The sequence below is a fragment of the Prochlorococcus marinus str. MIT 9302 genome, assembly GCF_000759975.1.
GTDB lineage: Bacteria > Cyanobacteriota > Cyanobacteriia > PCC-6307 > Cyanobiaceae > Prochlorococcus_A > Prochlorococcus_A marinus_M.
In genome coordinates, this window is record NZ_JNAM01000011.1 from 199,436 (window position 1) to 225,054 (window position 25,619).

Here is a 25,619-nt window from a genome sequence, read left to right on the forward strand (position 1 = left end):
ATTTTCAAAAGTTTTTTTGATTTTATTTTATTTTTTTTAGGTTTAAGAAAAACTGCGATTATTAGTGGTGAATCGATGTTTCCTTACCTAAAAGAAGGTGATATTGTATTTTTTAAAAAATATAAAAAGAATAAATCAATACTTAAAAATAGACAAATAGTTATTTTTAATCATCCATTTAAAAATAAAAACCTAATAAAAAGGATAAATTCTGTAAATCAAAATAACGTTGAGGTTATTGGCGACAATATTGAATTTAGCGAAGAAAGTAATAAATTTGGATTAATCAATAACGAAAAAATAATTGGGATTGTCACCTCTAAATTAATTATTCCTAAATTAAAAAATTTTTTAATTCAAAAAAACAGAAGCACTTCTTTGAATCCAAAATAATCCCAAAGAAAAGGAAAGCCCTCCTGCTACAGCTATTAATCTTTTAATAAATTTTTGACTTGCTTTAAAGGTAGTAAAAGATATTAAACAAGTAAAAAGATTCATACTTATGAGTGAACCAATCAAATATGAAATCAAATATAAGCAAGCGCTTGTTAAAGGTAGTGCTAAGGCAGGAAGAACTGCAAGAAAATGTGAACCTCCAGCTATACCGTGTAGCAAGCCTAAACCAGTCAAAGCATGTGAGTGCTTATTATTATTTTTTTGTTCCTTAACATGAAAGTGAAAGTGACGATGGGCAATTCCATTCTCATGCTTATGGGAATGCGAGTGGATACTTAATTGAAAAGAATTTTTTATAGCAAATACTCCAACAATTAGAAGTGAAATTCCAACAAGAAATTCAGCAATATTGGAAAATTTGTTTAATGGCGTAATATCCTTAATAAAAATCGCTAGAAAAGCTAACAAGAGGACTCCTGAAGAATGTCCCAAGCCCCATGAGAAACTATTTTTAAGAGCTTTTTGGGGATTGTTAATCGCTGCTGGTGCCATTGCAATTAGATGATCAGCGCCACTAACTACATGCACAAATCCTGCGATTATACCTGTTAAAATTACAGCCTGCATATATATTCAGTACAACTCTGTTTATTCAATTTTATAGCACGATTTGAAGTCAATATTAGATTGAGTTAAATAATTTCTTGAACGATTGTTCAATATCAGTTTCTCTCATAAAAGTTTCACCAATTAATACTCCCATGATTCCAATAGATCTAAGCGATTCTAAATCTTCGGCACAATTAATTCCTGATTCACTAATGGGAAGAATATTTTGTTTTAAAAATATATCACCATATTTATGCATCAATTCTTTTGATGTTTTTAAATCCGTTTTAAAAGTCTTTAAGTCCCTATTATTTATTCCAATCAAATTAAAAGATTTTAACTTTATAATCCTTTCTAATTCATTATCGTTATGAACTTCAACAAGCACACTCATATTTAAATTATCAGCTATTTTCTTTAGATAAATTAAATCGTCATCACTTAAAATCGCAGCGATTAATAATATTGCATCAGCACCAGATACCCTTGCTTTATAAATCTGATAAGCAGAAATAATAAAATCTTTGCAAAGTAGAGGGAGATTAGTGGATTTCCTTACAGTTTCGAGTATTTCATAACTACCTTGGAAAAACCTTTTATCGGTAAGTACTGAGATACATGATGCACCTAATCTTTCATAACAAGAAGCTATCTTTTCAGGGTTAAAATCTTTTCTAATAACTCCTTTACTCGGACTAGCTTTTTTTATTTCAGCAATTACTCCTGGTTTTATTTTTGACTCCAAGATATTTTGAAAAAAATCTTTTGGAGCAGGCAGGGTACTAATCTTCTTTAGTAAATCTTCCAAAGAAACTATTTTTTTAAAATTTTTAATTTCAATGTCCTTATGCCATACAATTTCTTCAAGAATATTTTTTGCTTGTGCCTCTCTGTGAGGTACAGCATATTCTAAATTTTCTACCCTTACTGTTGGATTTGGTGGCCTACGTCTTATCTCCATTAATTTTAGATGTTATTTAATTTGAGAAGCAGCTTGTTTATATGCGACCTCAACTACTTCACTAAGAGTGGGATGAGTATGTACTTCTGTTGATAATTGAATTACATCTTGGTTCCTTGAAATAGCGTTGGAAATTTCTTGAATCAAATCAGCTGCATGTAACCCAAAAATATGAGCACCTAATACTTTCCCATTATCTTTATTGAAAATCAACTTTAGCAATCCATCACTCTCCAATTCAGCCAATGCTTTTGAATTGGCCTTAAAGAAACTTTTGACAACTCCCAAAGTAAAATTTTCTTTTGCCGATATCTCTTTAGCTTCAGCTTCAGAGAGACCAACTGAACTTATCTCAGGGTGAGTAAAGGTTGCTGCAGGGATACTTTTATAGTTAATTTCGACATTACCACCGCAAATATTATCAACAGCAATAGTACCCTGCGCTGCAGCTGTATGGGCAAGCATTAGTTTGCCTGTTACATCTCCAACAGCCCAAATGTTAGGTATTATTTCATCACCATTCTTAACTCTCATTTGATCATCTACAGGAATGAAACCTTTTACTGTTTCGATACCAACCGACTCAAGATTTAAGTTATTACTATTAGGACTTCTGCCAGTTGCAACTAGTACAGCATCAACTTCTAAAGTTTCTACAACTTCCTTAGATTTTGCATCTGTCAGTTCTATTTTTACAGGGCATCCAGGTGTTATTTTTGTCGCAAAGACATTTGATTTTGTGTCTATATCTCTTGCTTGAATAAGGTTCTTCTTAGCAATCTTAGTGATATCTGGATCAAATGTCGGCATAATATTTTCCAAAGCCTCGATCATGGTAACTTCACAACCAAGTGCGGTATAAACATCAGCAAATTCTAGTCCTATATATCCGCTTCCAATAATTGCTATCCATCTTGGAAGCCATTCAAGTTTAACCGCATCATCACTAGTAAATACAGTCCTATTATCCAAAGTTATTCCACGGGGCACAAAAGGAGAAGAACCAGTTGCTATAACAATATTCTTACATGTGAAAATTTTATCAATTCCGTTTTTATCTCTTACACCTACTTTTTGATTTCCTTCAATTCTGCCAATGCCCAAAATAATTTCAACTCCACTCCTTTTAAGAGTTTTTGTTAAATTTTCTCTAACATTTAAAACTAAATTATTTGCATGATCTGCAATTTTTGATCTCTCGAACCTTACTGGGGAAGCATGAATGCCAAATTTAGCTAAATGTTCATAATCAGCTATTTCTCTAACTTTTCCACTTGCCGCCAAAAGAGCTTTAGATGGAACACAACCCTTGTTAACACAAGTACCTCCCATATCAGAAGATTCTACTATTGCGACTTTCAGTCCCTTAGCAGCAGCATGTTTAGCGGCATCAAAACCTCCATATCCTGCTCCTATTACGATTAAATCAAAATCAAAACTTGAATCAGTCACTTTTTATTTATTTATTAGAGGTGTATGCGACTCTTTTTCGTTCTAGTAATAACGGAACTGCAACACAAGCCACATTCAATGATTCTACAAGCTCACTATGCGGAATTGTAATTGTTTCATTAAAAGCTTCTTGAATTTTTTTATGAATACCTTGACCTTCATTACCCAAAATTAATGCGGTACGCCTAGACCAATCAACTTCCCAGTAAAGTTTTGAAGGTTTTTTTGAACTTTTATTATAGCTACTAGTAGAGAAAATCTTAAATCCTACATTTGATAATTCAGACAAAGACTTAAGTAAAGAATTTAATATTTCTTCTTCAGTTCCATCAAATCTTAAAAATGGCATATGAAAAACTGAACCAGAGGATGCCCTTAATACCTTTTGGCCTAATGGGTGCGCACCTCCAGCTAAAAAAATTGCATCAACACCAGCAGCTAAAGCAGTTCTAAAGAGATTACCCATATTCCCAGGATCTTGAATCCTGTCGAGAACAAGAACAAAATCATCTTTTATATTAAATTGATAATTAGGTATTGCCGAAATCTCTACTAAAGCTGCTATCCCATCAGGATTAATTGTTGAAATCGCAGAAGCCAAAACATCCTCTGAGACAATAGTTATCAATGATTGATCAAGCTTTTTGCTAAGATTCAGATTTTTTCTAAGCCATTTTTCAGTAACTATAATTTTGGAGGGAGCATTTTTAGACTTCAACAATTCTTCAATGAGATGAGTACCCTCTATGCAAAAAAAGTCTTTGTCTTTGCGAGAAGATCCGCTTTTAAATGATCTAAATCTTTTAACTAGATTATTGTTTTTACTAGTTATTTTTAAAAAAGTATTTTCTATGAGAAATTTAAATATTTAGTTGTAATTTATATTTTAATTCCATAAAAGTTTTGATCAATGTTTTTTTTAAACATATTTTCTATAAAGAGAATAAAGCATTTTATTTTTAATTAATATTCAGCACGTTACATAGGGTGGACTTACTAATATTAGTTTGTCATGATGAATCTAATAAATTAACCCTTAATGATTTGCGTAAGCAAAATAAGTCATATCTTAAGTCTCAAAATTTAAAGATTTTTGGCCAAGGTAACTTACATGGAAAAGTTAAAATAAGTGGCGCCAAGAATTCTGCCTTAGTTTTATTGGCCTCATCGTTGCTAACTAATGAAAGGATAATTCTTGAGAATGTGCCTCGTCTTACCGATATAGAAAAAATGGGGAATATCCTAAAGAGTTTAGGTATTAAATTAATACAAAAAAACAATCGCTTAGAGGTAGATCCAAAAAATATTTCTATTAAAGATCTTCCATATGAACTTGTTAATGGATTAAGAGCTAGTTTCTTTTGTATAGGTGCATTATTAAGTAAATATGGAGAGGCTAAAGTCCCCTTACCTGGAGGATGCAATATTGGTTTAAGGCCCATAGATGAGCACATAAATGGACTTCAAGCCTTAGGAGCGGAAATTATTATTGAAGAAGGAATTGTCAAAGCAAGAATAAAGGACGAGACTAATAAACTGCGTGGTACTCATATCAAATTAAAGTGCCCAAGCGTAGGAGCTACTGAAACTTTAATAATGGCGGCATCATTAGCGGAGGGAAGAACTACGATTGAGAATGCTGCAAGAGAACCTGAAATTCAGGATTTATGCCAAATGCTAAATAAAATGGGGGCAAAAATTTACGACTCTGGCAAAGAAAAAATAATTATTGATGGTGTTAATAAGCTGCGTGGTTGTACTCATAAAGTAATTCCAGATCGAATAGAAGCTGGCACTTTTTTAATAGCTGCTGCTGCGACTTCCTCTTCGATAACAATTTCTCCTGTAATTCCTAATCATCTTGAAGCTGTCACGAATAAGCTTCAAGAGAGTGGAAGTAAAATTACGATTAAAGGTAATTCAATTACAATCAAGGGTAAAAAGATCAAAGGGGTAGATATTGAAACGGCTCCTTTCCCAGGATTTCCAACTGATTTGCAAGCACCATTTACAACTTTAATGGCAATCGCAAATGGCGAATCAAAGATAACTGAAACAATTTTCGAAAACAGAATGAACCATGTTCATTTACTTAACAACATGGGGGCAAATATAAAATTAAATAAAAATATAGCCTCTATCAAAGGTGTTAAAAAATTTAAGGGGATGGATCTAGTTGGATCTGATTTAAGGTCTTCAGCTGCATTAATAATTGCTGGGATTATAGCTGAAGGCACTAGTAGAGTTTATGGTTTAGAGCATTTGGATAGAGGTTATGAAAATTTTGAATCAAAATTAAAAATATTAGGTATAAAAATAACCAGAGAATTTAACAAAAAAACTTTGACAAATAAGGAACTAAAGACTAATTCAGACCCTGCAGATATTCCTCGATATAGAGCTGCCTAATTTGCAAAAAGCATGAAAATTAGTAAATTGTTTAAACGTAAGCAATATTGACGAGTGAAATACAACCTAAAAATATGATGAATACCACTAGGAAGCGACTAGACCAAATTTTATTTAAACCACTAATCTTGAGATCATTCATGCCCATGTTCCGCTATTAGATCCAAATGCTGTCAAAATAGTGACTACAATGAAAAGATAGGGTACGAATTGTAAAGATAATTTTTTTGCTTTAATTTTAGTCATTTAATTTTTTCTTTAAAATATAACATAATATTACTGAATATGAAGCTGTTTTCTTGAAAAAAGGTTTTTACTGGAATTTTGCTACATTATTGTACCATTTATGTAAAATAATGTATTTTAATCTTATTTATTGTCAGCTAATTCAATAAATATAATTTTATGTTTTTAAAGAAAAGATTAACTATTAACAAACGTTATCTTGATCACTGTTCCTTGACTAAAACAATAGTCAATAAGTTGAATTTTGTTATAATAAAAAAGTTCATTTTTTCAAAAGCCTTGGGAGCGTGGTGGAATTGGTAGACGCACCGCACTCAAAATGCGGCACCTTCGGGTATGTCGGTTCAAGTCCGACCGCTCCCACTTTGATGAATACCTATAGTCGATTCGATATATCTTTCAAAAAAGGAAAAGGTTGTTGGCTATGGGACAACAAGGGTAAAAAGTATCTTGATGCAGTTGCTGGCATCGCAACTTGTAGTCTTGGTCATAGCGATAGAGTTTTAAGAAGAAGGCTATCAAGTCAACTAAAAAAGATTCAGCACATTTCCAATCTCTACAACATTGAAGAACAAGAACAATTAAGCAGAACTTTAACTAATATGAGTTGTGCCGAAAGCGTCTTCTTCTGCAACAGTGGTGCTGAAGCAAATGAATCAGCAATTAAATTAATTAAAAAATATGGTAATACAACAAATAAAGGTAAAGAATCCATTATTCTCGCAGCAGAATCTAGCTTTCATGGAAGGACGCTGGCAGCCTTAAGTGCTACTGGACAGTCCAAATATCAAAAAGGTTTCGAACCAATGATTCAAGGGTTCAAATTTTTTAAATTTAACAATTTTGATTCGGTAAAAAAAATATTTGAGGAGTGTGAAAATAATAATCAAAAAATTTCCGGCGTTTTAGTTGAACCAATACAAGGAGAAGGTGGCGTAATTCCTGGAAGTAAAATATTTTTTAAAAGCTTGAGAGATATATGTGATGAATATAATTCTCTTCTAATTTTAGATGAGGTCCAAAGTGGAGTAGGTCGAACTGGGAAAATGTGGGGTTATGAGAATTTAGGAATTGAACCTGATGGATTCACCCTTGCTAAAGGATTAGGAGGAGGTCATGCAATTGGAGCATTATTAGTAAAAGAAAAAGCCAACATTTTTTCTCCAGGAGATCATGCAAGCACTTTTGGGGGAAACCCTTTCGCCTGTAAAGCTGCCCTAACTGTATTAGAAGAAATAAATAGAAGAAATCTTATCAATAATGTTTATCTAAGAGGGGAACAATTAAGTGCTGGATTTGCAGAATTGTCAAAAAAGTTTCCTAATATCATTTCAGTAAAAAGAGGTTTAGGTTTAATACAAGGTCTTGTGATTAATGATGATTATGCTGATGCAAAAAATATTACATTAAAAGCTTTTGATAAAGGATTACTAGTAGTTCCTGCAGGAGGAAACGTTGTAAGGATTGTCCCACCATTAGTTATATCTAGAAGAGAAATTAATATTCTTTTGGATAAGCTAAATTCAATTTTTGAAGAGTTATAGCAATTTAAATTTTGAAAAATGCAGATTTAAAAATTTTTAAATTGTTATCACCTAAATATGAAAGGGATAGCATCAAGTTAGGTTTATCAAGAATTAAAAAAGCACTTCAAGAACTTGATAATCCTTGCGAGAATGTCCCTGCGATACAAATTATTGGAACCAATGGGAAAGGATCAATCGCGACATATTTAGAAAGTATACTTTTTGAAGCTAAAAGGAATTTTGGTGTAACGACATCTCCCCATCTTTTGGACGTGTGCGAGAGGATTAGAGTTAATAAAAAAAATATTAACAAAACTGATTTTGAAAAAATCTATAGATTAATAGAAAAAAAAATTTCAACATTTGAATTAACTCCTTTTGAAAAAATCATTTGCTGCGCACTGAAATTTTTTGATGATAAAAAAGTTGAATTGCTCATTCTTGAAGCTGGCTTAGGGGGAAGATTAGACGCGACAACAGCCCATAAATCTAGACCAATAATTGCTATTGGGAATATTGGCTTAGACCATAAAGAATTTCTTGGAGATACGATTGAAAAAATTGCCGAAGAAAAATTAGCAGTTATTGAAAAAAACTCAATTGTCATCTCATGCAAACAAAATAGTCAAGTTAAAAATTTAATAAACAAAAAAGTTCAAGAGACTGGAGCAGAAATTATCTGGAAAGATTCAATCACAAACAGCTATGAGCTTGGATTAAAAGGAATTTTTCAAAAGCAAAATGCTTCAGTAGCTGTTGGAGCAATTGAAGCGCTGAATAATTTGGGATTTAATATAAAAGAAAAACACATATCTGAAGGTCTTAAAAAGACATCTTGGAAAGGAAGATTAGAAATAATAAATTATTTGAACAAAGAAATTCTTGTAGATTGTGCGCATAATTATCCTGCGGCAAAAGCACTCTCTGATGAGCGAAGCAAGTGGGAGAATGAAGATAAAGGAATTTATTGGATTTTAGGTGTGCAAAGACAAAAGGATATTTACGCAATATTAAAAACACTTCTAAAGAAAAATGATCACTTATTACTTGTGCCAGTCCCAAACCAACCTAGTTGGCAATTAAACGATCTCTATCATGTTAAAGAAATTGACCTTCAAAAAACAATTGAATTTAAAACATTTGAACTTGCCATTGAGTATTTAATTTCCCTAGAAAAATGGCCACATAATCATCCTGTTCTAACAGGTTCTATTTTTTTAGTTGCTGAATTTATTAAATTCACAAATAAACAGAAATGTTAAATATTAAATTTTTCCTTTACTTCCCAACCTTCCAATTTTCCAGGATTTAATAGCCCTTTAGGATCAAATCTTAATTTCGCTTTTACTTGATCTGCGTCAACAACTCCTAGGCCTCCGCCTTCGACAGTTAAAACATGGGGATTAAAAATAAACGCCCCAAGTTTCTTACAATCTTCCATTATTTCATTTAATTCATTTATCCCATTCCACCTTAATACAGGCAACGCCGCTAATCGCGGTGATCCTTGTTGAGAAACTGCCTCTAAATGCCAAAGAACTTTTCTACCCCATTTTTTTCTCAAAAAATTAATCATTTCTAGTTCAGTATTAAGTGGCAAAAGCATCTGTAGATAAGTCCAATTTTTATCCCTAGACCTCATATGTAGAGTTGTATGATTCCATACGACTTCAGAAATTCCATTAACGAGTTTTTCTTCTTCCCCAAGGAGGGTAAATTCAACTTTGAATTTTTTACAAATCAACTCGATCGTTTTTGTTCCTCCAAGAGTAGATTGAATTAATATCTTGTGACTTCTAGAATTACTGTTAAACCATTTTGGCATTTGATCTACAATTTCATCTTCAAGAATTGCTCCTAGTTTCAGATCAATTGCGGCGCTTGTAAGTGTTTTTAATATTTCTATTGTTTTTTCAAATTCAACACAGTCGATAACTATTGAATACCACTTACGTTTGATATCAGTAGCAATTAATAAAGAAGTAATTATTCCATTAGTCCCATAAGCATGATTAAGAGGTTCGGATTCTTCAGCATCAAATTTTAATAAATCAGGTTTTTCATTCATAGTCACTGCCTCTAAACCAATAAGATTGCCTGGATCTCTTAAAAATCCCCACCTGATTGACCCAATACCTCCTGACCCGCCTGCAATAAAGCCTCCAATTGTAGCGGTTTTCCAAGTACTAGGAATCAACCTTAATTCCCTTCCATATTTTTCTAATTCTTTATTCAAATCTCCCATGACACATCCAGACTGTGCTTTCACAAAACCTGTATCTGGATCAAATTCTTCTAACTTATTAAAGTGACTCATCTGCATTACAACTCCTTTAAACAATGGAACAGCTTGTCCATAATTGCCTGTTCCTGAACCCCGTAAAGTAAGAGGGATAGAAAATTCCCAACAAATTTTAGCTACTTTCTTCACCGCGTTATGATCTCTAGGTCTTACCACCAAATCAGCGATACATTCGTCTAATCTTTCAGTAAGGATTGGAGAGTAGTTATAAAAATCTTTTGAAAGTCTTTTTACGTCGGATTGGCTTTCAATAATATCTAAGTTTTTGACTTCCCGAAATTTGTCTAAAAATTTAAGACTATTTGATGTCATTAATAAAATTTCTTGTGTTTTATATATAAATTAGTCGATTAGCAATATAAATCGCCTTTTATATATACTTTTCTCTTTAAAGTAGTCGAAAAAACATCTGCCCATCTTTGTGCATCTAAAATTACAAAGTCAGCAGGGCAACCCTTTTTAATTAAACCATCCCATTTTAAATTTAATAATCTGCTTGGAGCTAAAAAAATAGAAGATAGAGTCATTCTCTCCCAGGGATTTAGTTGAAGCATAGGTATCGAGCAAGACAACATATAAAAAGGGTCAAAATTACCAAATGGGTACCAAGGGTCTTGAACATTATCACTACCAAGAGATACATCCACATGTGATTTTTGTAATTGCTTTAATGGCGCAACTGGTCTTTTTAATGATGTAGTTTTATTACTTCGATTGAGCAGCCAAAAATTTGTTAGGGGTAAAGCAATAACCTTAATATTTTTCTCAGCCATTTTTTCTCCTAAATTTAAAATCTCTCTATGACTTAGAGAAATAAGACTACTCAAATGACTACAAGTGATCGGAATACTATTAATTTTTAAATTTTCGATTGTTTCTAATAAAACTTTTATTCCTGCTCCAGGCTCAATAATTGACTCATCTATATGCAAATCAATTTCTAATTTATATTTACTCGCAAGAAGAAGCATCTTTGCAAGAAATTTGCTTGTATTTTTTTTGTTGAAAGGGGGTACAATAACACCTCCTAAAATGCCGCCATTAGAGGAAAATTTTTTTGCCAACTCTTCTCCATTAGAAGTATCCCAAAATTCCAATGGAGCTAGAGCAACGAATTGTAAAGTCAACTCAGAGGAAAATTTTTTTTGTAATTTAAAAAGTTCAATCCAAATATCAATAGATTGACTTTTGTATGTATCTATATGACTTCTAATAGCTCGGTATCCATTTTTTATGGCAAGTTTTAATGATTTTTCAACTCTTTCAAGAACCTTATCTGTAGTTCTAGTTTTATGTTCTTCAAGATTTACTGATAATGCTCCTCCATAGTTTGCGTCCAGATTAGGAAAGTCTGCCCATGTAAATGATTTATCAAAATGCGAATGAGTTTCAACAAATCTTGGGAATAAAATATTTTTTGGTTTTGTAACTTTATTTTCTGAAGGTTTTAACTCAGAGACAAATCCATCCTCCCAACTAATGGAAACTGAACATAAATCCTCTACATCAATAATGAGGTTATCAATATCTTCTATTAAACAAAGGCTTCTGGGAATAAGAACCTCAGCTGTGCCGGAATTACTCAAATTTTTAAATTTTCTTTTATTTTAAATTATAAGAAAACATTACCAAATTAGAAAATAATTCAAATTTCGCTAAAAGATAAAAATAACTATGAAAAATTACCCTTGAGTTGTTAAATTTATAAATGTGAGGCGGGCGTCGCCAAGTGGTTAAGGCAGCGGCTTGTGGCGCCGCTATTCGGGGGTTCGAATCCCCTCGCTCGCCCTCAAAAAAATTGCAGCAAAATTATTTAACTTGTAATTTTGAATTAAAGAATCATAAAAAATTCCTAGCAAAGTGCTAACAAAAACAAAACCAGACGGAAAAAAATTTAAAAAGAATTCAACTACTAGCAGTTATTGGATAACCACATTTGGATGCCAAATGAACAAGGCTGATTCTGAGAGAATGGCTGGGACATTAGAGAAAATGGGATACATCAGAGCAGATAATGAATTAAATGCCGATTTGGTCTTATACAATACATGCACTATTAGAGATAATGCAGAGCAAAAAGTTTATAGCTTTCTAGGAAAACAAGCAAAAAGAAAGCACAAAACACCTAGCTTAAAACTTGTTGTTGCAGGTTGCCTTGCTCAGCAAGAGGGAGAGTCCTTACTAAGAAGAGTCCCAGAACTTGATCTGGTTATGGGGCCTCAACACGTAAATAATCTTGAGAATCTTCTGGGTAAAGTTGATTTAGGAAATCAAGTTGCTGCTACAGAAGAAACCTTCATTTCAGAAGACATAACAAGTGCTAGAAGAGAAAGCTCTATTTGTGGCTGGGTTAATATCATTTATGGATGTAATGAAAGATGTTCATATTGTGTAGTTCCCTCTGTCAGAGGGAAAGAGCAATCAAGATATCCAAATGCGATAAAAAGTGAGATCCAAAAATTAGCGGATGATAATTTTAAAGAAATTACTCTTTTGGGTCAGAACATTGATGCTTATGGTAGAGACCTTCCAGGCACTACAAAAGAGGGGAGAAAAGAGAATACTCTAACTGATCTTTTGTATTATATTCATGATGTTAAAGGAATTCGCAGAATAAGATTTGCTACTAGTCATCCAAGATATTTTTCAAAAAGGTTGATTCAAGCTTGTTATGAACTTGATAAAGTCTGTGAACATTTCCATATCCCCTTCCAAAGTGGAAATGATGAAATTTTAAAGCAAATGTCCAGAGGATACACTATCAAAAAGTATAAAAATATTATCGAGAATATAAGATCATTAATGCCAGATGCATCAATCACAGCTGACGCAATAGTTGCTTTCCCAGGAGAAACCGAAGAACAATATCAAGATACATTAAAGTTAATTTCAGAAATTGGCTTTGATCAGGTGAATACAGCAGCATACTCTCCAAGACCAAACACGCCTGCAGCAGTTTGGGCGAATCAACTTTCGGAAGAGGTGAAAAAAGCCAGATTGCAGGAAATTAATGATTTGGTCGAGAAAACTGCTAGGAGTAGAAATCAAAGATATATCAATAATATCGAAAGTGTTTTAATTGAGGGTTTAAATCCAAAAAATTCCTCGCAAATTATGGGTAGAACTAGAACAAATAGATTAACTTTCGTAGAGATTCCCAAAAACATTAGCTTTAATTTTTCATTGGGAGATGAGATAGATGTAAGAATAAATGAAGCAAGACCTTTTTCTTTAACAGGCGAACTTTATTTATGATTTTTTTCTAAATGATCGGAGGTAAGAAAAAATTTATTGGGTTAATATTTGGCGGGAATTCCAATGAACATGAAGTATCGATATCCTCTGCGAAAACAGTTTATCAAGCATTTAATTCAGAAATAAATAAAGAACGCTTTACAGTTAAAGCCTTTTATATAAACAAATATGGAGAATGGCTTGATAGTGATAGTTCAGAAAAAATACTAATTGGTGAAATTGAAAACAATAAAACAAAAAAACAAGAAATTTTTAATCAAAAAAAAATTAACTTCCTTGAAGGAATTGAATTTCAAAATATTGATGTTTGGTTTCCTCTTTTACATGGATTTAATGGTGAAGACGGATCAATTCATGGCCTACTGAGATTTACAAAGAAACCCTTAGTAGGATGTGGAATTTTAGGCTCAGCACTTGGAATGGACAAAATATTGATGAAAACAATTTTCTCAAATCTTAAACTTCCACAAGTTAAATATCTAGTTTTTGAAAATGAAGATTTAAACGATGAGAAAGTTAAAAATAAGATAGTTAATGAAATTTTAAAAAAATTAAATTTTCCTGTTTTTGTTAAGCCGTCGAACTCTGGATCATCTCTTGGGATCTCCAAAGTCATAAATGAATCAGAAATATTTCAAGCATTAGAAAAGGCTCGGGAGATAGATCCAAGAATTTTAATAGAGGAAGGTTTAGATGTAAGGGAGGTTGAATGCGGAATAATTGGGAATTCAAAACTCTTAACCTCTGTGATAGGCGAAGTAAATTACAAAAGTGATTGGTATGATTACGATACAAAATATAACTTAAATAATAAGATAACTATTCCAGCTAAAATAGATTCTAAAATCACCCAACAAATTAAAGAAACCGCTATTCAAAGTTGTAGAGCATTAAATATTTTTGGTTTCGCCAGGGTAGATTTCTTTTTAGAAAAGTCTTCAAATAAAATTTTGTTAAATGAAATAAATACAATTCCTGGTTTTACAAAAAAAAGTATGTTTCCAATGCTGTGGAGAGCTTCTGGTTTAAATATTGAACAACTTGTGGCTAAACTGGTAGATATATCTCAAGATTTATAATTAAAATCAAATGTTGCATGGACTTCTTTGGTTACCACTACTTTTAATCTTCGTTTTGTTAACTGCCTTAGGATGGTTAGAAAGAAGAAGGCAAAACCTTTTTAGGAGCTGGGCGAATGGTTCTGAACTTTGTAAGTTAGATAGTTCAGCGGCAGCATCCTTAAAGGATGGGAAATTAAAATGGAGCACATTTGAAGCTGGTAAATTTGAAGAAAAAGATTGTTTTACAATCAAGAAACTTGAATTAGTTGAATTAATGGCACTAACTTCAGGAGAAGCTCCTCTAACAAATGAATCTCAAGGAAAGTGCAGATTGAGACTTGTAGGTGATGGGAAAGAGATGGATGTACCATTTTCAGATGCAGAGCAAGCAAGAAAATGGATGGACCAATTGATGGAAAAAGCTAGATGTGATTTGTGAAAACCAAAAAAAAATAAACACTAGAAGTTTTTTATTTCTAATTTTATTTTTATTTTTAACAAGTTTTTTTAGCCTTAAAATCTTAAAAAAGGTTAATGTTCAGGATATTAGAATTTCTGGAAGTGAATTATTCTCTCAAAATGATGTGGTAAGTAATTCATCTTTTACATTTCCAATCCGTTTAATTTTTATTAAAACTAATTTATTAGAAAAAGAATTAAAACAAAATTTATCGCTAAAGAATATCTCAGTAAGTAGACAAATATTTCCTTTTGGTTTGAAGGTTCATTTCAATACAAGAATTCCAATAGCTTATGCTGAAAGGATATTAAATGAAGAAAAGATATTAGGCTTTATTGATAAAGATGGAATTTTTATTAATAAAGAAAATGCAGAAGAACAAAATTTAAGCAAATTAAAAATACAAGTTTTTGGTTGGAAAGAAAAATATAAAAAAATATTATCTGAAATCTTAGTTGCTCAAGATAATTATGAATTTGACGTAGTTAAAATAACTTTTTCATCAAATGGATTTCTAACTGTTGAGGAGAAAGATTTAAAAACAATATTCCTAGGATTTAATCCAAATTTAATCAACTATCAATTAGAAATAATTAATAACCTAAAAAATCAATTCAAGAAAAATAACTTTTCTAATAAAATAGATAATATTGATCTTACCAATCCCAAAAAACCAAAAATAAAAGTGTTCAAACCCTAATAATTGGGAATGGATTTAAAAAAATATTTTTTAATTATTGTAGTGTTGATAAGGGATTAGCATTTAAAACAAAATATTTAATAAATAAATATTTTTAGGATTTTCCTCAACAAATTCCTACAGATGGGCTTAGTAAGTTCATAATGCACCCAATACTAGTATTAGATCCCTATTTAGAGATGAGCTTCGGTAACAATCCAAACTTTGATCAATCGAGAGAAATCCTTCCAAGCCAAAATGCCAAAATAGAAGTTATTGGCGTTGGTGGTGGTGGAAGTAACGCAGTTAATAGAATGATAAATAGTGATTTAGAGGGTGTATCATTTCGAGTCCTAAATACTGATGCACAAGCACTACTTCAATCGTCTGCGGAACGTAGAGTGCAACTTGGACAAAACCTTACCAGAGGTCTAGGTGCAGGAGGCAATCCAAGTATTGGTCAAAAAGCTGCAGAAGAATCTAGGGACGAGCTTCAACAAGCTTTAGAGGGATCAGATCTGGTTTTTATAGCTGCTGGTATGGGTGGCGGAACTGGTACAGGAGCGGCCCCAGTGGTCGCAGAAGTAGCAAAACAAAGTGGTGCTTTAACAGTAGGAATAGTCACTAAACCATTTTCTTTTGAAGGTAAAAGAAGGATGCGACAAGCAGAAGAAGGGATCGCTAGATTAGCTGAAAATGTAGATACTCTTATAGTTATTCCAAATGACCGATTAAAAGACGTTATAGCAGGAGCACCCCTTCAAGAAGCATTTAGAAATGCTGATGATGTTTTAAGAATGGGAGTTAAAGGTATCAGTGACATAATTACTTGTCCAGGATTAGTTAATGTTGATTTCGCAGATGTTAGATCAGTTATGACAGAAGCAGGAACTGCTCTTCTTGGTATAGGTATTGGCTCAGGAAGATCAAGAGCATTAGAGGCAGCACAAGCAGCAATGAATAGTCCTTTACTAGAAGCAGCTAGAATTGATGGAGCTAAAGGGTGCGTTATAAATATTACTGGTGGCAAAGACATGACTTTAGAAGATATGACCTCAGCATCCGAAATTATCTATGATGTTGTTGATCAAGAAGCAAATATTATTGTTGGTGCAGTTGTTGATGAAGCAATGGAAGGGGAAATACAAGTTACTGTTATTGCTACCGGTTTTGAAACAAATCAACCTTTAAAACAACAAAGAATAAAAAACAGATTATCTAATCAACCCTTATATAATATGTCTGACAACAAAGATGTTGGAGCCAGTATTCCTGAGTTTTTAAGATTGAGGCAAAATAAAAAAGATATAGATTAACAAGTAAAATAAAGTGACTCGGTTATCTCGCCTGCCTCAAGCATCCCTTGTGGCTGCTACCTTCCGGTCCTGACCAGGTTTAGGCGTTAAAACCGCGAAAGGCCGAGTCATCATCATAATAGCAATTCTTGATTAAAAAAGATATATAAATTCTTATGTTACCTTCAGACCTCGCTAAATATAAAGAAAAATCTCAAAAAATTATTGCATTAACTGCATGGGACTCTATATCTGGATCCCTTGCAGAACAAGCTAATGTGGATCTCGTCTTAGTAGGAGATTCTTTAGCAATGGTTTGTTTAGGACACAAATCTACATTACCGTTAACTTTAGAAAACATTATTTATCATACCAATGCTGTTTCGAGAGGGTTCACAAAAAAAATTGAAGAACAACCTTTGGTAGTTTCTGACATGCCTTTTCTTACTTATCAATGTGGTGAGGATAAAGCTGTGGAGTATGCAGGGAAAATCATTCAAAGCACTTATGCAAAAGCTGTAAAAGTCGAAGGAGCTGAGCCGGAAATACAAAAAGTTATTTCAAGGTTAATAAGAATGGGAATCCCTGTTATGGGTCATATAGGTCTTACACCACAAAGCTATTTAAATCTTGGATTAAAAAAACAAGGAGAGAGTTTAGAAAGCCAAGAAAAAATTAAACGAGAGGCTTCTATACTAGAAAATTTAGGATGTTTTTCGATAGTTCTTGAACATATTCCTGAGTTACTTGCTAAAGAAATACAAAATAACCTTACAATTCCCACGATAGGAATTGGTGCAGGTAATTATTGCGATGGTCAAGTAAGAGTTACAGCAGATTTATTAGGCCTTAATGATGATCAACCACCATTTTGCCAACCTATTATTCAAGGGAAGAAATTATTTAAGGATAAATTAAAAGAATGGGTAGAATTTGAAAGACTTAATTAATCTTATCCCACCATTTAAACATCGAAATAAGGATTTGATTGCTTAGCTCCATACCTTTTGGATCACTTAAAAAGAACCTATTCCCCTTTCTTACTAATAATCCACTTTCAAGAAATCCTTCCCATTCTTCAAGCAATTTACTAAAGTTACTCTCAAATTTTTTGTTTTCCCAGTTTTGTTCTTTAAAAACCTCATAGATATCTATACCCTCTTTAAGTCTCAATCCCAGCATTATTTTCTCATCAAGTTCTTTATAGACAAAATCCTTATTAATGAGGGATGAATCTAAATTAAGTTCGTTTTGCCTAATTACCCATTCTTTATATTCTTTACTAACTCTTGGCCTTGTTAACTTTTCCCCCCAAGGTGAGCTAGTGGAACCTTGACCAAAACCCCACCAGCCTAAACCACTCCAATAAACCCTATTATGTCTCGATTGATGATTGGGTAGACAATAGTTTGAGATTTCATATCTAGAATACCCTGAGTTTTTTAAAATTAAATGAGTTGATTCACTGTTTCTAAAAGCCTCTTCATCACTTGGAAGTTTTAATTTTCCTAAATTAACTAATTTTTTAAAAACAGTGCCATTTTCAATATTTAAATCGTAAATGGATATATGTGGTGGTGAAAATGATATTGCTTTTTTTAAGTCATCTTGCCATTCTTTAAAGCCACTAAGTGGTAAATTTTGAATTAAATCTAAACTCCAGCTTTTTATAAACCCATAATCATATTCTCTTTTTAACCATAAACAAGATTTTTCAGCATCTTCTCTCAAATGCCGCCTTCCCGACTTTTGAAGTATATGACTATTAAAACTTTGTACTCCAAGACTAAATCTATTTATGCCAGAATTTATGAATCCATAAAGATCATCTTGACTAAAACTAGCTGGGTCAACCTCCATAGTAATTTCAGCACCATAGTCAATTCCAAAATTTTTTTTAAAGAGATCAATTAATTCTTTGATTTGTTTAGGATCCAAAATTGATGGTGTACCACCACCTATATAAATTGTCGAAAGAGGTGATTTATGCTTAATTGACAATATTTCTTTATGTAAAAAGTGCAAATACTCTTTAACAGTTTTGCTTCCATAACCTTGTATAGTTTCAACTTTGTTTCCTAGTGGAATAACTGCAAAATCACAATAAAAGCATCTTCTATGACAAAAAGGAATGTGCACATAAGCACTTCTTGGAAACTTATTCATAATCTAAATACATTTTTAAGCTCCAAATAAAGTATTAAGGATCGAAAAAAACAAAATCCTTATTTACTCAATTAATAAATCCTAGTAGATTATAGATATGACAGATATCTTAGTATTAATTTTATTTGTATTGTCTGGTGCGGCTTCAGGATGGCTTGGGGTTGATTTATTGCCAGTAGACATACTCAAACAAGTGTCTAATGTAGAAGGTTTTAGAATTGTTTTAGCGATAATAGGTCTTTTTATAGGATTAGCAGCTGGTTTTGTATTCCTTCAACTTAGAAAGACGTTTCTTGATCAAATAAGAACAATGCCTACGGACTTATTAATAAGTAGGTCAGTTGGATTAATTTTAGGATTACTTGTTGCAAATCTCTTACTCGCTCCAATATTATTAATTCCCTTCCCTAGAGAAGTTTTTTTTGCAAAACCCTTAGCAGCCATATTAAGTAACATTTTCTTTGGTGTGCTTGGTTATAAGTTGGCAGATACCCATGGAAGGACATTATTGAGATTTTTCAATCCAAATAATACTGATGCATATCTAGTCAATGAAGGGATACTTCCTGCTGCAACTCCAAAAATTCTAGATACAAGTGTAATTATTGATGGAAGAATCAATGGATTATTAAGTTGCGGCTTATTGGAAGGGCAATTAATTGTTGCTCAAAGTGTAATTGATGAATTACAAACTTTAGCTGACTCAAGCAGTAATGAAAAAAGGTCTAAAGGCAGAAGAGGTCTAAAATTATTAAAAGAATTAAGAGATTTATACGGTAGAAGACTTGTAATAAACCCAACAAAGTATGAAGGTAATGGGGTAGATGAAAAACTCTTGAAAATTACTGAGGATATGTCAGGAACTTTAATTACTGCTGATTATAATCTCTCTCAAATTGCTGAAGTTAAAGAATTAAAAGTTATGAATTTAAGTGATTTAGTTATTGCTTTAAGGCCAGAAGTGCAGCCAGGAGAATCACTTAATATAAAAATCGTGAGGGAAGGCAAAGAAAAAATGCAAGGTATTGGATATTTAGATGACGGAACAATGGTTGTAATTGATGAGGCAAAGAATTTTGTGGGAAGCAGGTTAGATATTGTAATCACAGGAGCATTACAAACTCCCACTGGAAGAATGGTCTTTGGAAAACTAATAAATAATCCTGAGTCAAACAAATCTTTTAAATCACCAGCGACACAAGGCTAAATATAGCTAGAATCTAAACAACTTTTACTTTTTGATACAAATGACTGTATCTGCTCCTTATTACGGCGAAAACACCGTTATGAGGACCCCGCCCCCTGATCTACCCTCTCTTTTACTTAAAGAGAGAATCGTCTATCTTGGTTTGCCATTATTTTCAGATGATGATGCGAAAAGACAACTAGGAATGGATGTTACTGAGCTAATCATTGCTCAACTTCTTTATCTAGAGTTTGATGATCCAGAAAAACCTATCTTTTTCTATATCAATTCAACAGGAACAAGTTGGTACACGGGTGATGCAGTTGGTTTCGAAACAGAAGCTTTTGCTATCTGCGATACAATAAATTACATAAAGCCTCCAGTACATACAATCTGTATCGGACAAGCAATGGGGACCGCTGCGGTTATCCTTTCATCTGGCACTAAGGGGCAAAGGGCAGCTCTTCCACATGCTTCTATTGTTTTACATCAACCTATAAGCGGTGCAAGAGGTCAAGCAACTGATATCCAAATAAGAGCTGAGGAAGTTTTGAAAAATAAAAAATCAATGCTGGAAATTCTATCTCGTAATACTGGGAAAACTATTGAAGAACTCTCTAAAGACTCAGACAGGATGAGTTATCTCAACCCTCAAGAAGCCTTAGATTATGGAGTTATCGATAGAATACTCACAAGTCAAAAAGATTTACCAAATAAAATTTAACTCTCACAAACAACTACTTTAAAATCATGCCAATAGGAACTCCAAGCGTGCCTTACAGACTTCCCGGAAGTCAATACGAAAGATGGGTTGACATATATACAAGACTAGGTGTTGAAAGAATTCTTTTTCTTGGCCAAGAAGTTAATGATGGAATTGCTAATAGCCTTGTTGCACAAATGCTTTATCTTGATTCTGATGACAATTCCAAACCTATCTATCTATATATAAACAGCCCAGGAGGTTCAGTAACTGCTGGCTTGGCTATATACGACACTATTAAATACGTAAAAAGTGATGTTGTAACCATATGCGTAGGCCTCGCAGCCTCCATGGGTGCGTTCCTATTGGGCTCTGGTACCAAAGGTAAAAGAGTTGCTTTACCCCACAGCAGAATAATGATTCATCAACCCCTTGGGGGAACATCTCAACGTCAAGCAAGTGATATTGAAATAGAGGCTAAGGAAATTTTAAGAATTAAAGATATGTTAAATATGTCTATGGCTGATATGACAGGCCAATCATTTGAAAAAATCGAAAAAGATACTGATAGAGATTATTTTCTAAGTGCAGAAGAGGCAAAAAACTATGGCCTGATTGATAGAGTAATTACTCATCCAAGCGAAGCAAATTAGTTTTCAATTTTCTAAATAAATATTTTAATTTTAATTTTTAAATTAATAATTTATTGGTTTATTTACACGTTTAATGTCTAAAATATTAATTATCAAATGCAAAGAAGCTACAACTAATGACCCAACTCTTTTACGACACAGATGCAGATCTAAGTCTTTTAAATAATAAAACAATAGCGATAATAGGATATGGTTCACAAGGTCACGCACATGCCCTAAACCTTAAGGATAGCGGTATGGATGTGATTGTAGGATTATATAAAGGAAGTAAGTCTGAAAGTAAAGCTACTAGCGATGGTCTACAAGTGTTTAGTGTTTCTGAAGCTTGCGAAAAAGCTGACTGGATTATGATTCTCCTTCCAGATGAGTTTCAGAAAGATGTTTACCTGAAGGAAATAGAACCAAACTTAAAAGAAGGAAAGATATTAAGTTTTGCTCATGGCTTTAATATAAGATTCGGACTTATCAAGCCTCCTACTTTTGTGGATGTTGTAATGATTGCCCCAAAAGGACCTGGACACACTGTTCGTTGGGAATATCAGAATGGTCAAGGAGTTCCAGCATTGTTTGCAGTAGAGCAGGATTCTTCTGGAAGTGCAAGATCATTGGCGATGGCTTACGCTAAAGGGATTGGCGGAACAAGAGCTGGTATTCTTGAAACAAACTTCAAAGAAGAAACAGAAACTGATTTATTTGGTGAACAAGCAGTTTTATGTGGAGGCTTATCAGAACTCGTCAAATCTGGCTTCGAAACTCTTGTAGAGGCAGGATATCAGCCCGAACTTGCTTACTTCGAATGCTTACATGAAGTTAAACTTATTGTTGATCTAATGGTAAAAGGAGGCTTATCACAAATGAGGGATTCCATTTCAAATACTGCAGAATATGGAGATTATGTAAGTGGCAAAAGACTTATCAATAGCGATACAAAGAAAGAAATGCAGAAAATTCTAAAAGATATACAAGATGGAACTTTCGCTAAGAATTTCGTGGAAGAATGCGATAAAAATAAACCCTTAATGACAAAATTAAGAGAAGAGAACTCAAAACATGAAATTGAAAAAGTAGGTAAAGGTCTGCGCTCGATGTTCAGTTGGCTGAAATAAATTTATTTTTAATATTTCTTGGATCAATTTTTTTTGATTTATTGATAGGCGATCCAAGATTACTTATCCACCCTGTTCAAATAATTGGCTTATACATAAAAAAAATATCTGATTACCTCATAAACAATTTTAGAGAAAATAAAAGAATATTATTTTGGGGCGGTTTCTTAGTGGCTATATCCACTATTGGAATTAGTTTTAGTTTAGGGAAATTGATAGAACTAAATTATATGCAAATAAGAAATAATTATTTTAGTGGATTGTTAATTTTTTTTGGACTTTCAAGTTGTATTGCTACTAATGGACTTATCTCAAGTGTGAAAGAGATTGCAGAGCTAATAGAACGCGAGGAAATTAATGATCAAAATAATAGAATAATCAAAGAGAAGGTTCAAAGAATAGTAAGTAGGGATGTAAGTTCATCTTCTATAGAACATCTTTTAAGATCAAGTACCGAAAGTCTTACCGAAAATTCTGTTGATGGAATATTTGGGCCATTATTTTGGATTTTTATTGGAATTGTTTTTATGAAGTTTTCAATTTTTCTACCAGGACCTTTGTCACTTGGTTTTTCTTATAAAGCAATAAGTACTTTAGATTCAATGATAGGTTACAAACATGATTACTTTAGATATTTAGGTTTTTTCAGTGCAAAAATCGAAGATATTTTTACGTTTGTTCCTTCAAGATTAGTTTTAATCACATTACCTTTAGTTGGTTCCAAAGTTAATGAATATATACCAATCATAAAAAAAAGTTATCTTGATGGTAAAAAATATGATTCGCCTAATGCTGGGATTTCAGAAGCTATATTTGCTTATATTTCCGGTATTAAATTGGGAGGAAAAAGTAAATATAAAAATGAAATTATTGAAAAACCAATAATCAATGCGGCTGGAGATAATTGCACTGGAGAGAAAATTAAATTAATTTGTCAATTAATTTTGAGATTACAATTTTTATGGATAATAATTTTTATCTTAATTTTTTTTATGATTTCGAGTTTAATTTAATAATAAATTAGTTTAAAAATTATTAATATAAACAAAAAAGACTCTATGGAAGAAAAAGACTCTCCAATGGAAAATCAAAATGATGATTTTACGAATAAATCATCAACTGATAATGAATACTCAAAATGGGTAGACAATCAGGGGGATGAAGTAAAGAATGTTTTTGGATTTAATAGCAGCGCTGAACTTGTGAATGGTAGAGCAGCTATGATCGGATTCTTAATGCTAATATTAACTGAGTTGGTTTTTAGCGGCAGACCTGTGACTTCTTCAATTTTTGGCATCAATTAAAAATGGAAGAAAAAAAATCCAATCCAATAAAAGTATTCTTATACATATCTGTATGGGTAATAATATGGGGAACATTAGGTTCTTTTATAGATTATCCTCTATATAAAAATAAAATTTACTTAGAAGGAAGCATATATCAGTATCTGACTTTCACAATTACAGGGATAATTACCATAATATGTGCAAAGTTTTTTTATAAAAAATTTGAATTATAAAAATTTATACCTAAATTTCTTAATAATTTTAGCTGATTCTTTGTTTTCATTTGACTCGTAAAGTATCCACTGATGTGTTTCAGTATCATGATCACAACCATAATTACCAGATAAGTTATCGTAAATTGATAGATCGGAATGACAATGCTGATCTGCCTCAAAAGCAGAGTCAATACCTGTTAAATAATATATAAATAATAAAAAAAGTGCTAACAAAAAAAATATTTGGAACACTAAATTAACGACCTTCATAAAATTTTCTAAAATTTAAATATATCATCTAAAAAAATTTTTCGATCTAAAAATATAGTCAACTTCCAATATTTAAAACAAAGTCATGGAATTTTTGATTATTTAGATACAAGATAACTATGAGTAATAAAATTCCATTCAAGCCAAATACTATTGATGAAAGAATATTTTGTTGTTTTTTACTTGGCAAAGTATAAGTAATTTTTTTGTCTCTAATAAAAGAAGGTAAGAATTTATTTTCTTTTTTTACATCTTTTATTTCAGTATCATTATTAACTTCATTATCAGAGAAACCTTTTGACATTAAAACTTAAATAGCAATTTTATAATATTCCAAAAAGAGAAATTATTTTAATAATTAACAATTTTTAATCACATATGGAATCATAAATGAAATTCTTTTCTTGGACAATTTTTTAAAAAAATAAGCTTCAATAAGTTCCGACTGCAAACCCAATAAACTTGATTGACACTTGAATCTATTTTGATCGAATACGACATATTGAAGTTTTTCTATTTCAGAAACTAACTCTTTACAAACCTGGGCTTGAGAATCTTTAATACAATCACTAGATTGCTTTAAAATCTTTGATTTTGATGATATTGTTTCTGCCATAACAAAATTAGATAAGAACAAAAATTTTAAAAATAAAATAGTTAAAAATTTCATTCCTTATTAAGACTTCAGAATTTGGAATAACTTGTTAAAAGTTTTAGTCATTTAGCTAATAGCATTGTATTGCAATTAAAAAAAAAGATGCCCTAAAAGAGCACCCTTGGTATTAGAGGAAGAAATAGATTAAAAAGATTACCCTTGAACTCTATCTTTAAAAAGTTTACCTGCTGAGAATGTTGGAACTCTTTTAGCAGGTATTGCTATTTTTTCGCCTGTCTTAGGGTTTAATCCCTGTCTTGCAGAACGATCTCTTGGCTCGAAAGAACCAAATCCTAGTATGGAGACTTTTTTGCCTTCCACTACTGAATCTACAATAGTTTCAATAGCTGCATCAACAACTAAAGAAACATCCGTTTTTGTGAGCTCTGTACGAGCAGCAACAAGATTTACTAAATCAGCTTTGTTCATTGAATTGTTTGTAAAGCAGAGATTTAAAGACAAGAGTTTTAATCAAGCCGTAAAACCTCGAACTTGCATATCATATGGAGCAAATACAAATACGGCAACCGAAAATCGCGGCGGCGCAAAGCTTTATACAAATCTTAGGGACATTTTTAGCTAAATTATTTAATTTTATATCCGTACTTTTTTCTTATATGAAAAATAGGCTCTTTAACTAGAAAACAGGCAAAACCATTGGTAGCACTGTATTAAGACCTGATAAATTCAACTTCATTCGTCAAAGGGAAAAATGTTAAAGGGTAATA

At 32.3% G+C, this 25,619-nt stretch carries 26 protein-coding genes, 2 tRNA genes, 1 other RNA gene and 1 pseudogene; 18 read left to right on the forward strand and 12 right to left on the reverse strand.

Translation table 11 applies throughout. The annotated features are described in order from the left end of the window. A complete protein-coding gene (sodX, locus tag EU96_RS01785; protein ID WP_072014703.1) occupies positions 1 to 393 on the forward strand; it encodes a nickel-type superoxide dismutase maturation protease in 393 nt (130 codons plus the stop codon). Here the strand turns inward: sodX and EU96_RS01780 are convergent. The 4 genes from EU96_RS01780 to EU96_RS01765 are packed head-to-tail and all read right to left on the reverse strand — an operon-like array spanning position 352 to position 4,286. Further along, positions 352 to 1,023: a hydantoin utilization protein A gene (locus EU96_RS01780; RefSeq protein ID WP_032527227.1), complete on the reverse strand. Its 672-nt coding sequence runs from the start codon at positions 1,021 to 1,023 to the stop codon at positions 352 to 354. The genes sodX and EU96_RS01780 overlap by 42 nt on opposite strands. Before the next feature lie 55 nt (positions 1,024 to 1,078). Beyond that, on the reverse strand, positions 1,079 to 1,966 hold the full coding sequence (trpC, locus tag EU96_RS01775) for an indole-3-glycerol phosphate synthase TrpC (protein WP_032527228.1): 888 nt from the start codon (positions 1,964 to 1,966) through the stop codon (positions 1,079 to 1,081). A gap of 12 nt (positions 1,967 to 1,978) precedes the next feature. After that, positions 1,979 to 3,418, reverse strand: a complete 1,440-nt coding sequence (gene lpdA / locus EU96_RS01770) for a dihydrolipoyl dehydrogenase (protein WP_032527229.1) — start codon at positions 3,416 to 3,418, stop codon at positions 1,979 to 1,981. 7 nt (positions 3,419 to 3,425) lie between these two features. After that, positions 3,426 to 4,286 carry a TrmH family RNA methyltransferase gene (locus EU96_RS01765; RefSeq protein ID WP_342666119.1) on the reverse strand — a complete coding sequence of 287 codons (861 nt, stop codon included), beginning with the start codon at positions 4,284 to 4,286 and terminating at the stop codon, positions 3,426 to 3,428. Positions 4,287 to 4,457: 171 nt separating this feature from the next. On the opposite strand from EU96_RS01765, the pseudogene murA reads away from it, so the two are divergent. The 4 genes and pseudogenes from murA (at position 4,458) to EU96_RS01745 (ending at position 8,861) form a co-directional block, all read left to right on the forward strand. After that, positions 4,458 to 5,827, forward strand: a pseudogene (gene murA / locus EU96_RS01760) (UDP-N-acetylglucosamine 1-carboxyvinyltransferase). 527 nt (positions 5,828 to 6,354) lie between these two features. Next, positions 6,355 to 6,436: transfer RNA gene (locus tag EU96_RS01755), tRNA-Leu, on the forward strand. A gap of 5 nt (positions 6,437 to 6,441) precedes the next feature. Further along, on the forward strand, positions 6,442 to 7,617 hold the full coding sequence (locus tag EU96_RS01750; RefSeq protein WP_032527231.1) for an aspartate aminotransferase family protein: 1,176 nt from the start codon (positions 6,442 to 6,444) through the stop codon (positions 7,615 to 7,617). Positions 7,618 to 7,628: 11 nt separating this feature from the next. Further along, positions 7,629 to 8,861, forward strand: coding sequence for a bifunctional folylpolyglutamate synthase/dihydrofolate synthase (locus EU96_RS01745; RefSeq protein WP_032527232.1), 1,233 nt, complete (start codon positions 7,629 to 7,631; stop codon positions 8,859 to 8,861). Here the strand turns inward: EU96_RS01745 and EU96_RS01740 are convergent. Next, positions 8,858 to 10,213, reverse strand: a complete 1,356-nt coding sequence (locus EU96_RS01740; RefSeq protein WP_032527233.1) for an FAD-binding oxidoreductase — start codon at positions 10,211 to 10,213, stop codon at positions 8,858 to 8,860. The genes EU96_RS01745 and EU96_RS01740 overlap by 4 nt on opposite strands. Before the next feature lie 38 nt (positions 10,214 to 10,251). Next, on the reverse strand, positions 10,252 to 11,487 hold the full coding sequence (locus EU96_RS01735; protein ID WP_032527235.1) for an amidohydrolase family protein: 1,236 nt from the start codon (positions 11,485 to 11,487) through the stop codon (positions 10,252 to 10,254). A 129-nt stretch (positions 11,488 to 11,616) separates the two neighbouring features. Here EU96_RS01735 and EU96_RS01730 point away from each other — a divergent pair. From EU96_RS01730 to ftsZ, 6 genes are all read left to right on the forward strand, one after another. Then, positions 11,617 to 11,689 (forward strand) — tRNA-His (locus EU96_RS01730). Between the two features lie 72 nt (positions 11,690 to 11,761). Next, positions 11,762 to 13,156 carry a tRNA (N6-isopentenyl adenosine(37)-C2)-methylthiotransferase MiaB gene (gene miaB, locus EU96_RS01725; RefSeq protein ID WP_032527236.1) on the forward strand — a complete coding sequence of 465 codons (1,395 nt, stop codon included), beginning with the start codon at positions 11,762 to 11,764 and terminating at the stop codon, positions 13,154 to 13,156. Positions 13,157 to 13,167: 11 nt separating this feature from the next. Beyond that, entirely contained in the window at positions 13,168 to 14,235 is a 1,068-nt protein-coding gene (locus EU96_RS01720) for a D-alanine--D-alanine ligase family protein (protein ID WP_032527237.1), read from the forward strand. Between the two features lie 10 nt (positions 14,236 to 14,245). Next, a complete protein-coding gene (locus tag EU96_RS01715; protein ID WP_032527239.1) occupies positions 14,246 to 14,656 on the forward strand; it encodes a hypothetical protein in 411 nt (136 codons plus the stop codon). Next, positions 14,646 to 15,377, forward strand: coding sequence for an FtsQ-type POTRA domain-containing protein (locus tag EU96_RS01710; RefSeq protein WP_158465676.1), 732 nt, complete (start codon positions 14,646 to 14,648; stop codon positions 15,375 to 15,377). The genes EU96_RS01715 and EU96_RS01710 overlap by 11 nt, the downstream gene beginning before the upstream one ends. A gap of 179 nt (positions 15,378 to 15,556) precedes the next feature. After that, positions 15,557 to 16,672: a cell division protein FtsZ gene (gene ftsZ / locus EU96_RS01705; protein ID WP_032527440.1), complete on the forward strand. Its 1,116-nt coding sequence runs from the start codon at positions 15,557 to 15,559 to the stop codon at positions 16,670 to 16,672. A 12-nt stretch (positions 16,673 to 16,684) separates the two neighbouring features. On the opposite strand, the gene ffs is transcribed toward ftsZ, so the two are convergent. Continuing rightward, positions 16,685 to 16,781: signal recognition particle sRNA small type (gene ffs, locus EU96_RS09875), an RNA gene on the reverse strand. Positions 16,782 to 16,827: 46 nt separating this feature from the next. On the opposite strand from ffs, the gene panB reads away from it, so the two are divergent. Beyond that, positions 16,828 to 17,601, forward strand: a complete 774-nt coding sequence (gene panB / locus EU96_RS01700) for a 3-methyl-2-oxobutanoate hydroxymethyltransferase (protein WP_032527241.1) — start codon at positions 16,828 to 16,830, stop codon at positions 17,599 to 17,601. On the opposite strand, the gene hemW is transcribed toward panB, so the two are convergent. After that, positions 17,594 to 18,817, reverse strand: coding sequence for a radical SAM family heme chaperone HemW (hemW, locus tag EU96_RS01695; protein ID WP_032527242.1), 1,224 nt, complete (start codon positions 18,815 to 18,817; stop codon positions 17,594 to 17,596). The two genes, panB and hemW, sit on opposite strands and share 8 nt — an antisense overlap. A gap of 97 nt (positions 18,818 to 18,914) precedes the next feature. On the opposite strand from hemW, the gene EU96_RS01690 reads away from it, so the two are divergent. The 6 genes from EU96_RS01690 (at position 18,915) to EU96_RS01665 (ending at position 23,769) form a co-directional block, all read left to right on the forward strand. Next, positions 18,915 to 20,024, forward strand: a complete 1,110-nt coding sequence (locus EU96_RS01690; protein ID WP_032527243.1) for a PIN/TRAM domain-containing protein — start codon at positions 18,915 to 18,917, stop codon at positions 20,022 to 20,024. A gap of 40 nt (positions 20,025 to 20,064) precedes the next feature. Then, complete coding sequence (locus tag EU96_RS01685; RefSeq protein WP_032527245.1) at positions 20,065 to 20,727, forward strand: ATP-dependent Clp protease proteolytic subunit; 663 nt, start codon at positions 20,065 to 20,067, stop codon at positions 20,725 to 20,727. Positions 20,728 to 20,753: 26 nt separating this feature from the next. Then, on the forward strand, positions 20,754 to 21,359 hold the full coding sequence (locus EU96_RS01680) for an ATP-dependent Clp protease proteolytic subunit (RefSeq protein WP_032527247.1): 606 nt from the start codon (positions 20,754 to 20,756) through the stop codon (positions 21,357 to 21,359). 116 nt (positions 21,360 to 21,475) lie between these two features. Continuing rightward, positions 21,476 to 22,465: a ketol-acid reductoisomerase gene (gene ilvC, locus EU96_RS01675; protein ID WP_032527250.1), complete on the forward strand. Its 990-nt coding sequence runs from the start codon at positions 21,476 to 21,478 to the stop codon at positions 22,463 to 22,465. Beyond that, entirely contained in the window at positions 22,453 to 23,478 is a 1,026-nt protein-coding gene (gene cbiB, locus EU96_RS01670; protein WP_032527251.1) for an adenosylcobinamide-phosphate synthase CbiB, read from the forward strand. Before ilvC ends, cbiB begins: the two co-directional genes overlap by 13 nt. A gap of 45 nt (positions 23,479 to 23,523) precedes the next feature. Further along, a complete protein-coding gene (locus EU96_RS01665; RefSeq protein ID WP_032527252.1) occupies positions 23,524 to 23,769 on the forward strand; it encodes a chlorophyll a/b-binding protein in 246 nt (81 codons plus the stop codon). Between the two features lie 209 nt (positions 23,770 to 23,978). On the opposite strand, the gene EU96_RS01660 is transcribed toward EU96_RS01665, so the two are convergent. From EU96_RS01660 to EU96_RS01645, 4 genes are all read right to left on the reverse strand, one after another. Then, on the reverse strand, positions 23,979 to 24,236 hold the full coding sequence (locus tag EU96_RS01660; protein ID WP_052044279.1) for a hypothetical protein: 258 nt from the start codon (positions 24,234 to 24,236) through the stop codon (positions 23,979 to 23,981). A 58-nt stretch (positions 24,237 to 24,294) separates the two neighbouring features. Then, a complete protein-coding gene (locus EU96_RS01655; RefSeq protein WP_032527254.1) occupies positions 24,295 to 24,540 on the reverse strand; it encodes a hypothetical protein in 246 nt (81 codons plus the stop codon). 54 nt (positions 24,541 to 24,594) lie between these two features. Further along, entirely contained in the window at positions 24,595 to 24,852 is a 258-nt protein-coding gene (locus EU96_RS01650; protein WP_241434581.1) for a hypothetical protein, read from the reverse strand. Positions 24,853 to 25,044: 192 nt separating this feature from the next. Beyond that, positions 25,045 to 25,320 carry an HU family DNA-binding protein gene (locus tag EU96_RS01645; protein ID WP_011132955.1) on the reverse strand — a complete coding sequence of 92 codons (276 nt, stop codon included), beginning with the start codon at positions 25,318 to 25,320 and terminating at the stop codon, positions 25,045 to 25,047. Positions 25,321 to 25,619: the final 299 nt, after the last annotated feature.

What these genes read in the sequence shown, in the direction of transcription:
- EU96_RS01780 (WP_032527227.1), bottom strand. Translation starts at nt 1,023, where the DNA reads ATGCAGGCTGTAATTTTAACAGGTATAATCGCAGGATTTGTGCATGTA.
- trpC (WP_032527228.1), bottom strand. Translation starts at nt 1,966, where the DNA reads ATGGAGATAAGACGTAGGCCACCAAATCCAACAGTAAGGGTAGAAAAT.
- EU96_RS01750 (WP_032527231.1), top strand. Translation starts at nt 6,442, where the DNA reads ATGAATACCTATAGTCGATTCGATATATCTTTCAAAAAAGGAAAAGGT.
- EU96_RS01740 (WP_032527233.1), bottom strand. Translation starts at nt 10,213, where the DNA reads ATGACATCAAATAGTCTTAAATTTTTAGACAAATTTCGGGAAGTCAAA.
- EU96_RS01720 (WP_032527237.1), top strand. Translation starts at nt 13,168, where the DNA reads ATGATCGGAGGTAAGAAAAAATTTATTGGGTTAATATTTGGCGGGAAT.
- EU96_RS01715 (WP_032527239.1), top strand. Translation starts at nt 14,246, where the DNA reads ATGTTGCATGGACTTCTTTGGTTACCACTACTTTTAATCTTCGTTTTG.
- ftsZ (WP_032527440.1), top strand. Translation starts at nt 15,557, where the DNA reads ATGAGCTTCGGTAACAATCCAAACTTTGATCAATCGAGAGAAATCCTT.
- panB (WP_032527241.1), top strand. Translation starts at nt 16,828, where the DNA reads ATGTTACCTTCAGACCTCGCTAAATATAAAGAAAAATCTCAAAAAATT.
- hemW (WP_032527242.1), bottom strand. Translation starts at nt 18,817, where the DNA reads ATGAATAAGTTTCCAAGAAGTGCTTATGTGCACATTCCTTTTTGTCAT.
- EU96_RS01690 (WP_032527243.1), top strand. Translation starts at nt 18,915, where the DNA reads ATGACAGATATCTTAGTATTAATTTTATTTGTATTGTCTGGTGCGGCT.
- EU96_RS01685 (WP_032527245.1), top strand. Translation starts at nt 20,065, where the DNA reads ATGACTGTATCTGCTCCTTATTACGGCGAAAACACCGTTATGAGGACC.
- EU96_RS01680 (WP_032527247.1), top strand. Translation starts at nt 20,754, where the DNA reads ATGCCAATAGGAACTCCAAGCGTGCCTTACAGACTTCCCGGAAGTCAA.
- ilvC (WP_032527250.1), top strand. Translation starts at nt 21,476, where the DNA reads ATGACCCAACTCTTTTACGACACAGATGCAGATCTAAGTCTTTTAAAT.
- EU96_RS01665 (WP_032527252.1), top strand. Translation starts at nt 23,524, where the DNA reads ATGGAAGAAAAAGACTCTCCAATGGAAAATCAAAATGATGATTTTACG.
- EU96_RS01660 (WP_052044279.1), bottom strand. Translation starts at nt 24,236, where the DNA reads ATGAAGGTCGTTAATTTAGTGTTCCAAATATTTTTTTTGTTAGCACTT.
- EU96_RS01655 (WP_032527254.1), bottom strand. Translation starts at nt 24,540, where the DNA reads ATGTCAAAAGGTTTCTCTGATAATGAAGTTAATAATGATACTGAAATA.
- EU96_RS01650 (WP_241434581.1), bottom strand. Translation starts at nt 24,852, where the DNA reads ATGGCAGAAACAATATCATCAAAATCAAAGATTTTAAAGCAATCTAGT.
- EU96_RS01645 (WP_011132955.1), bottom strand. Translation starts at nt 25,320, where the DNA reads ATGAACAAAGCTGATTTAGTAAATCTTGTTGCTGCTCGTACAGAGCTC.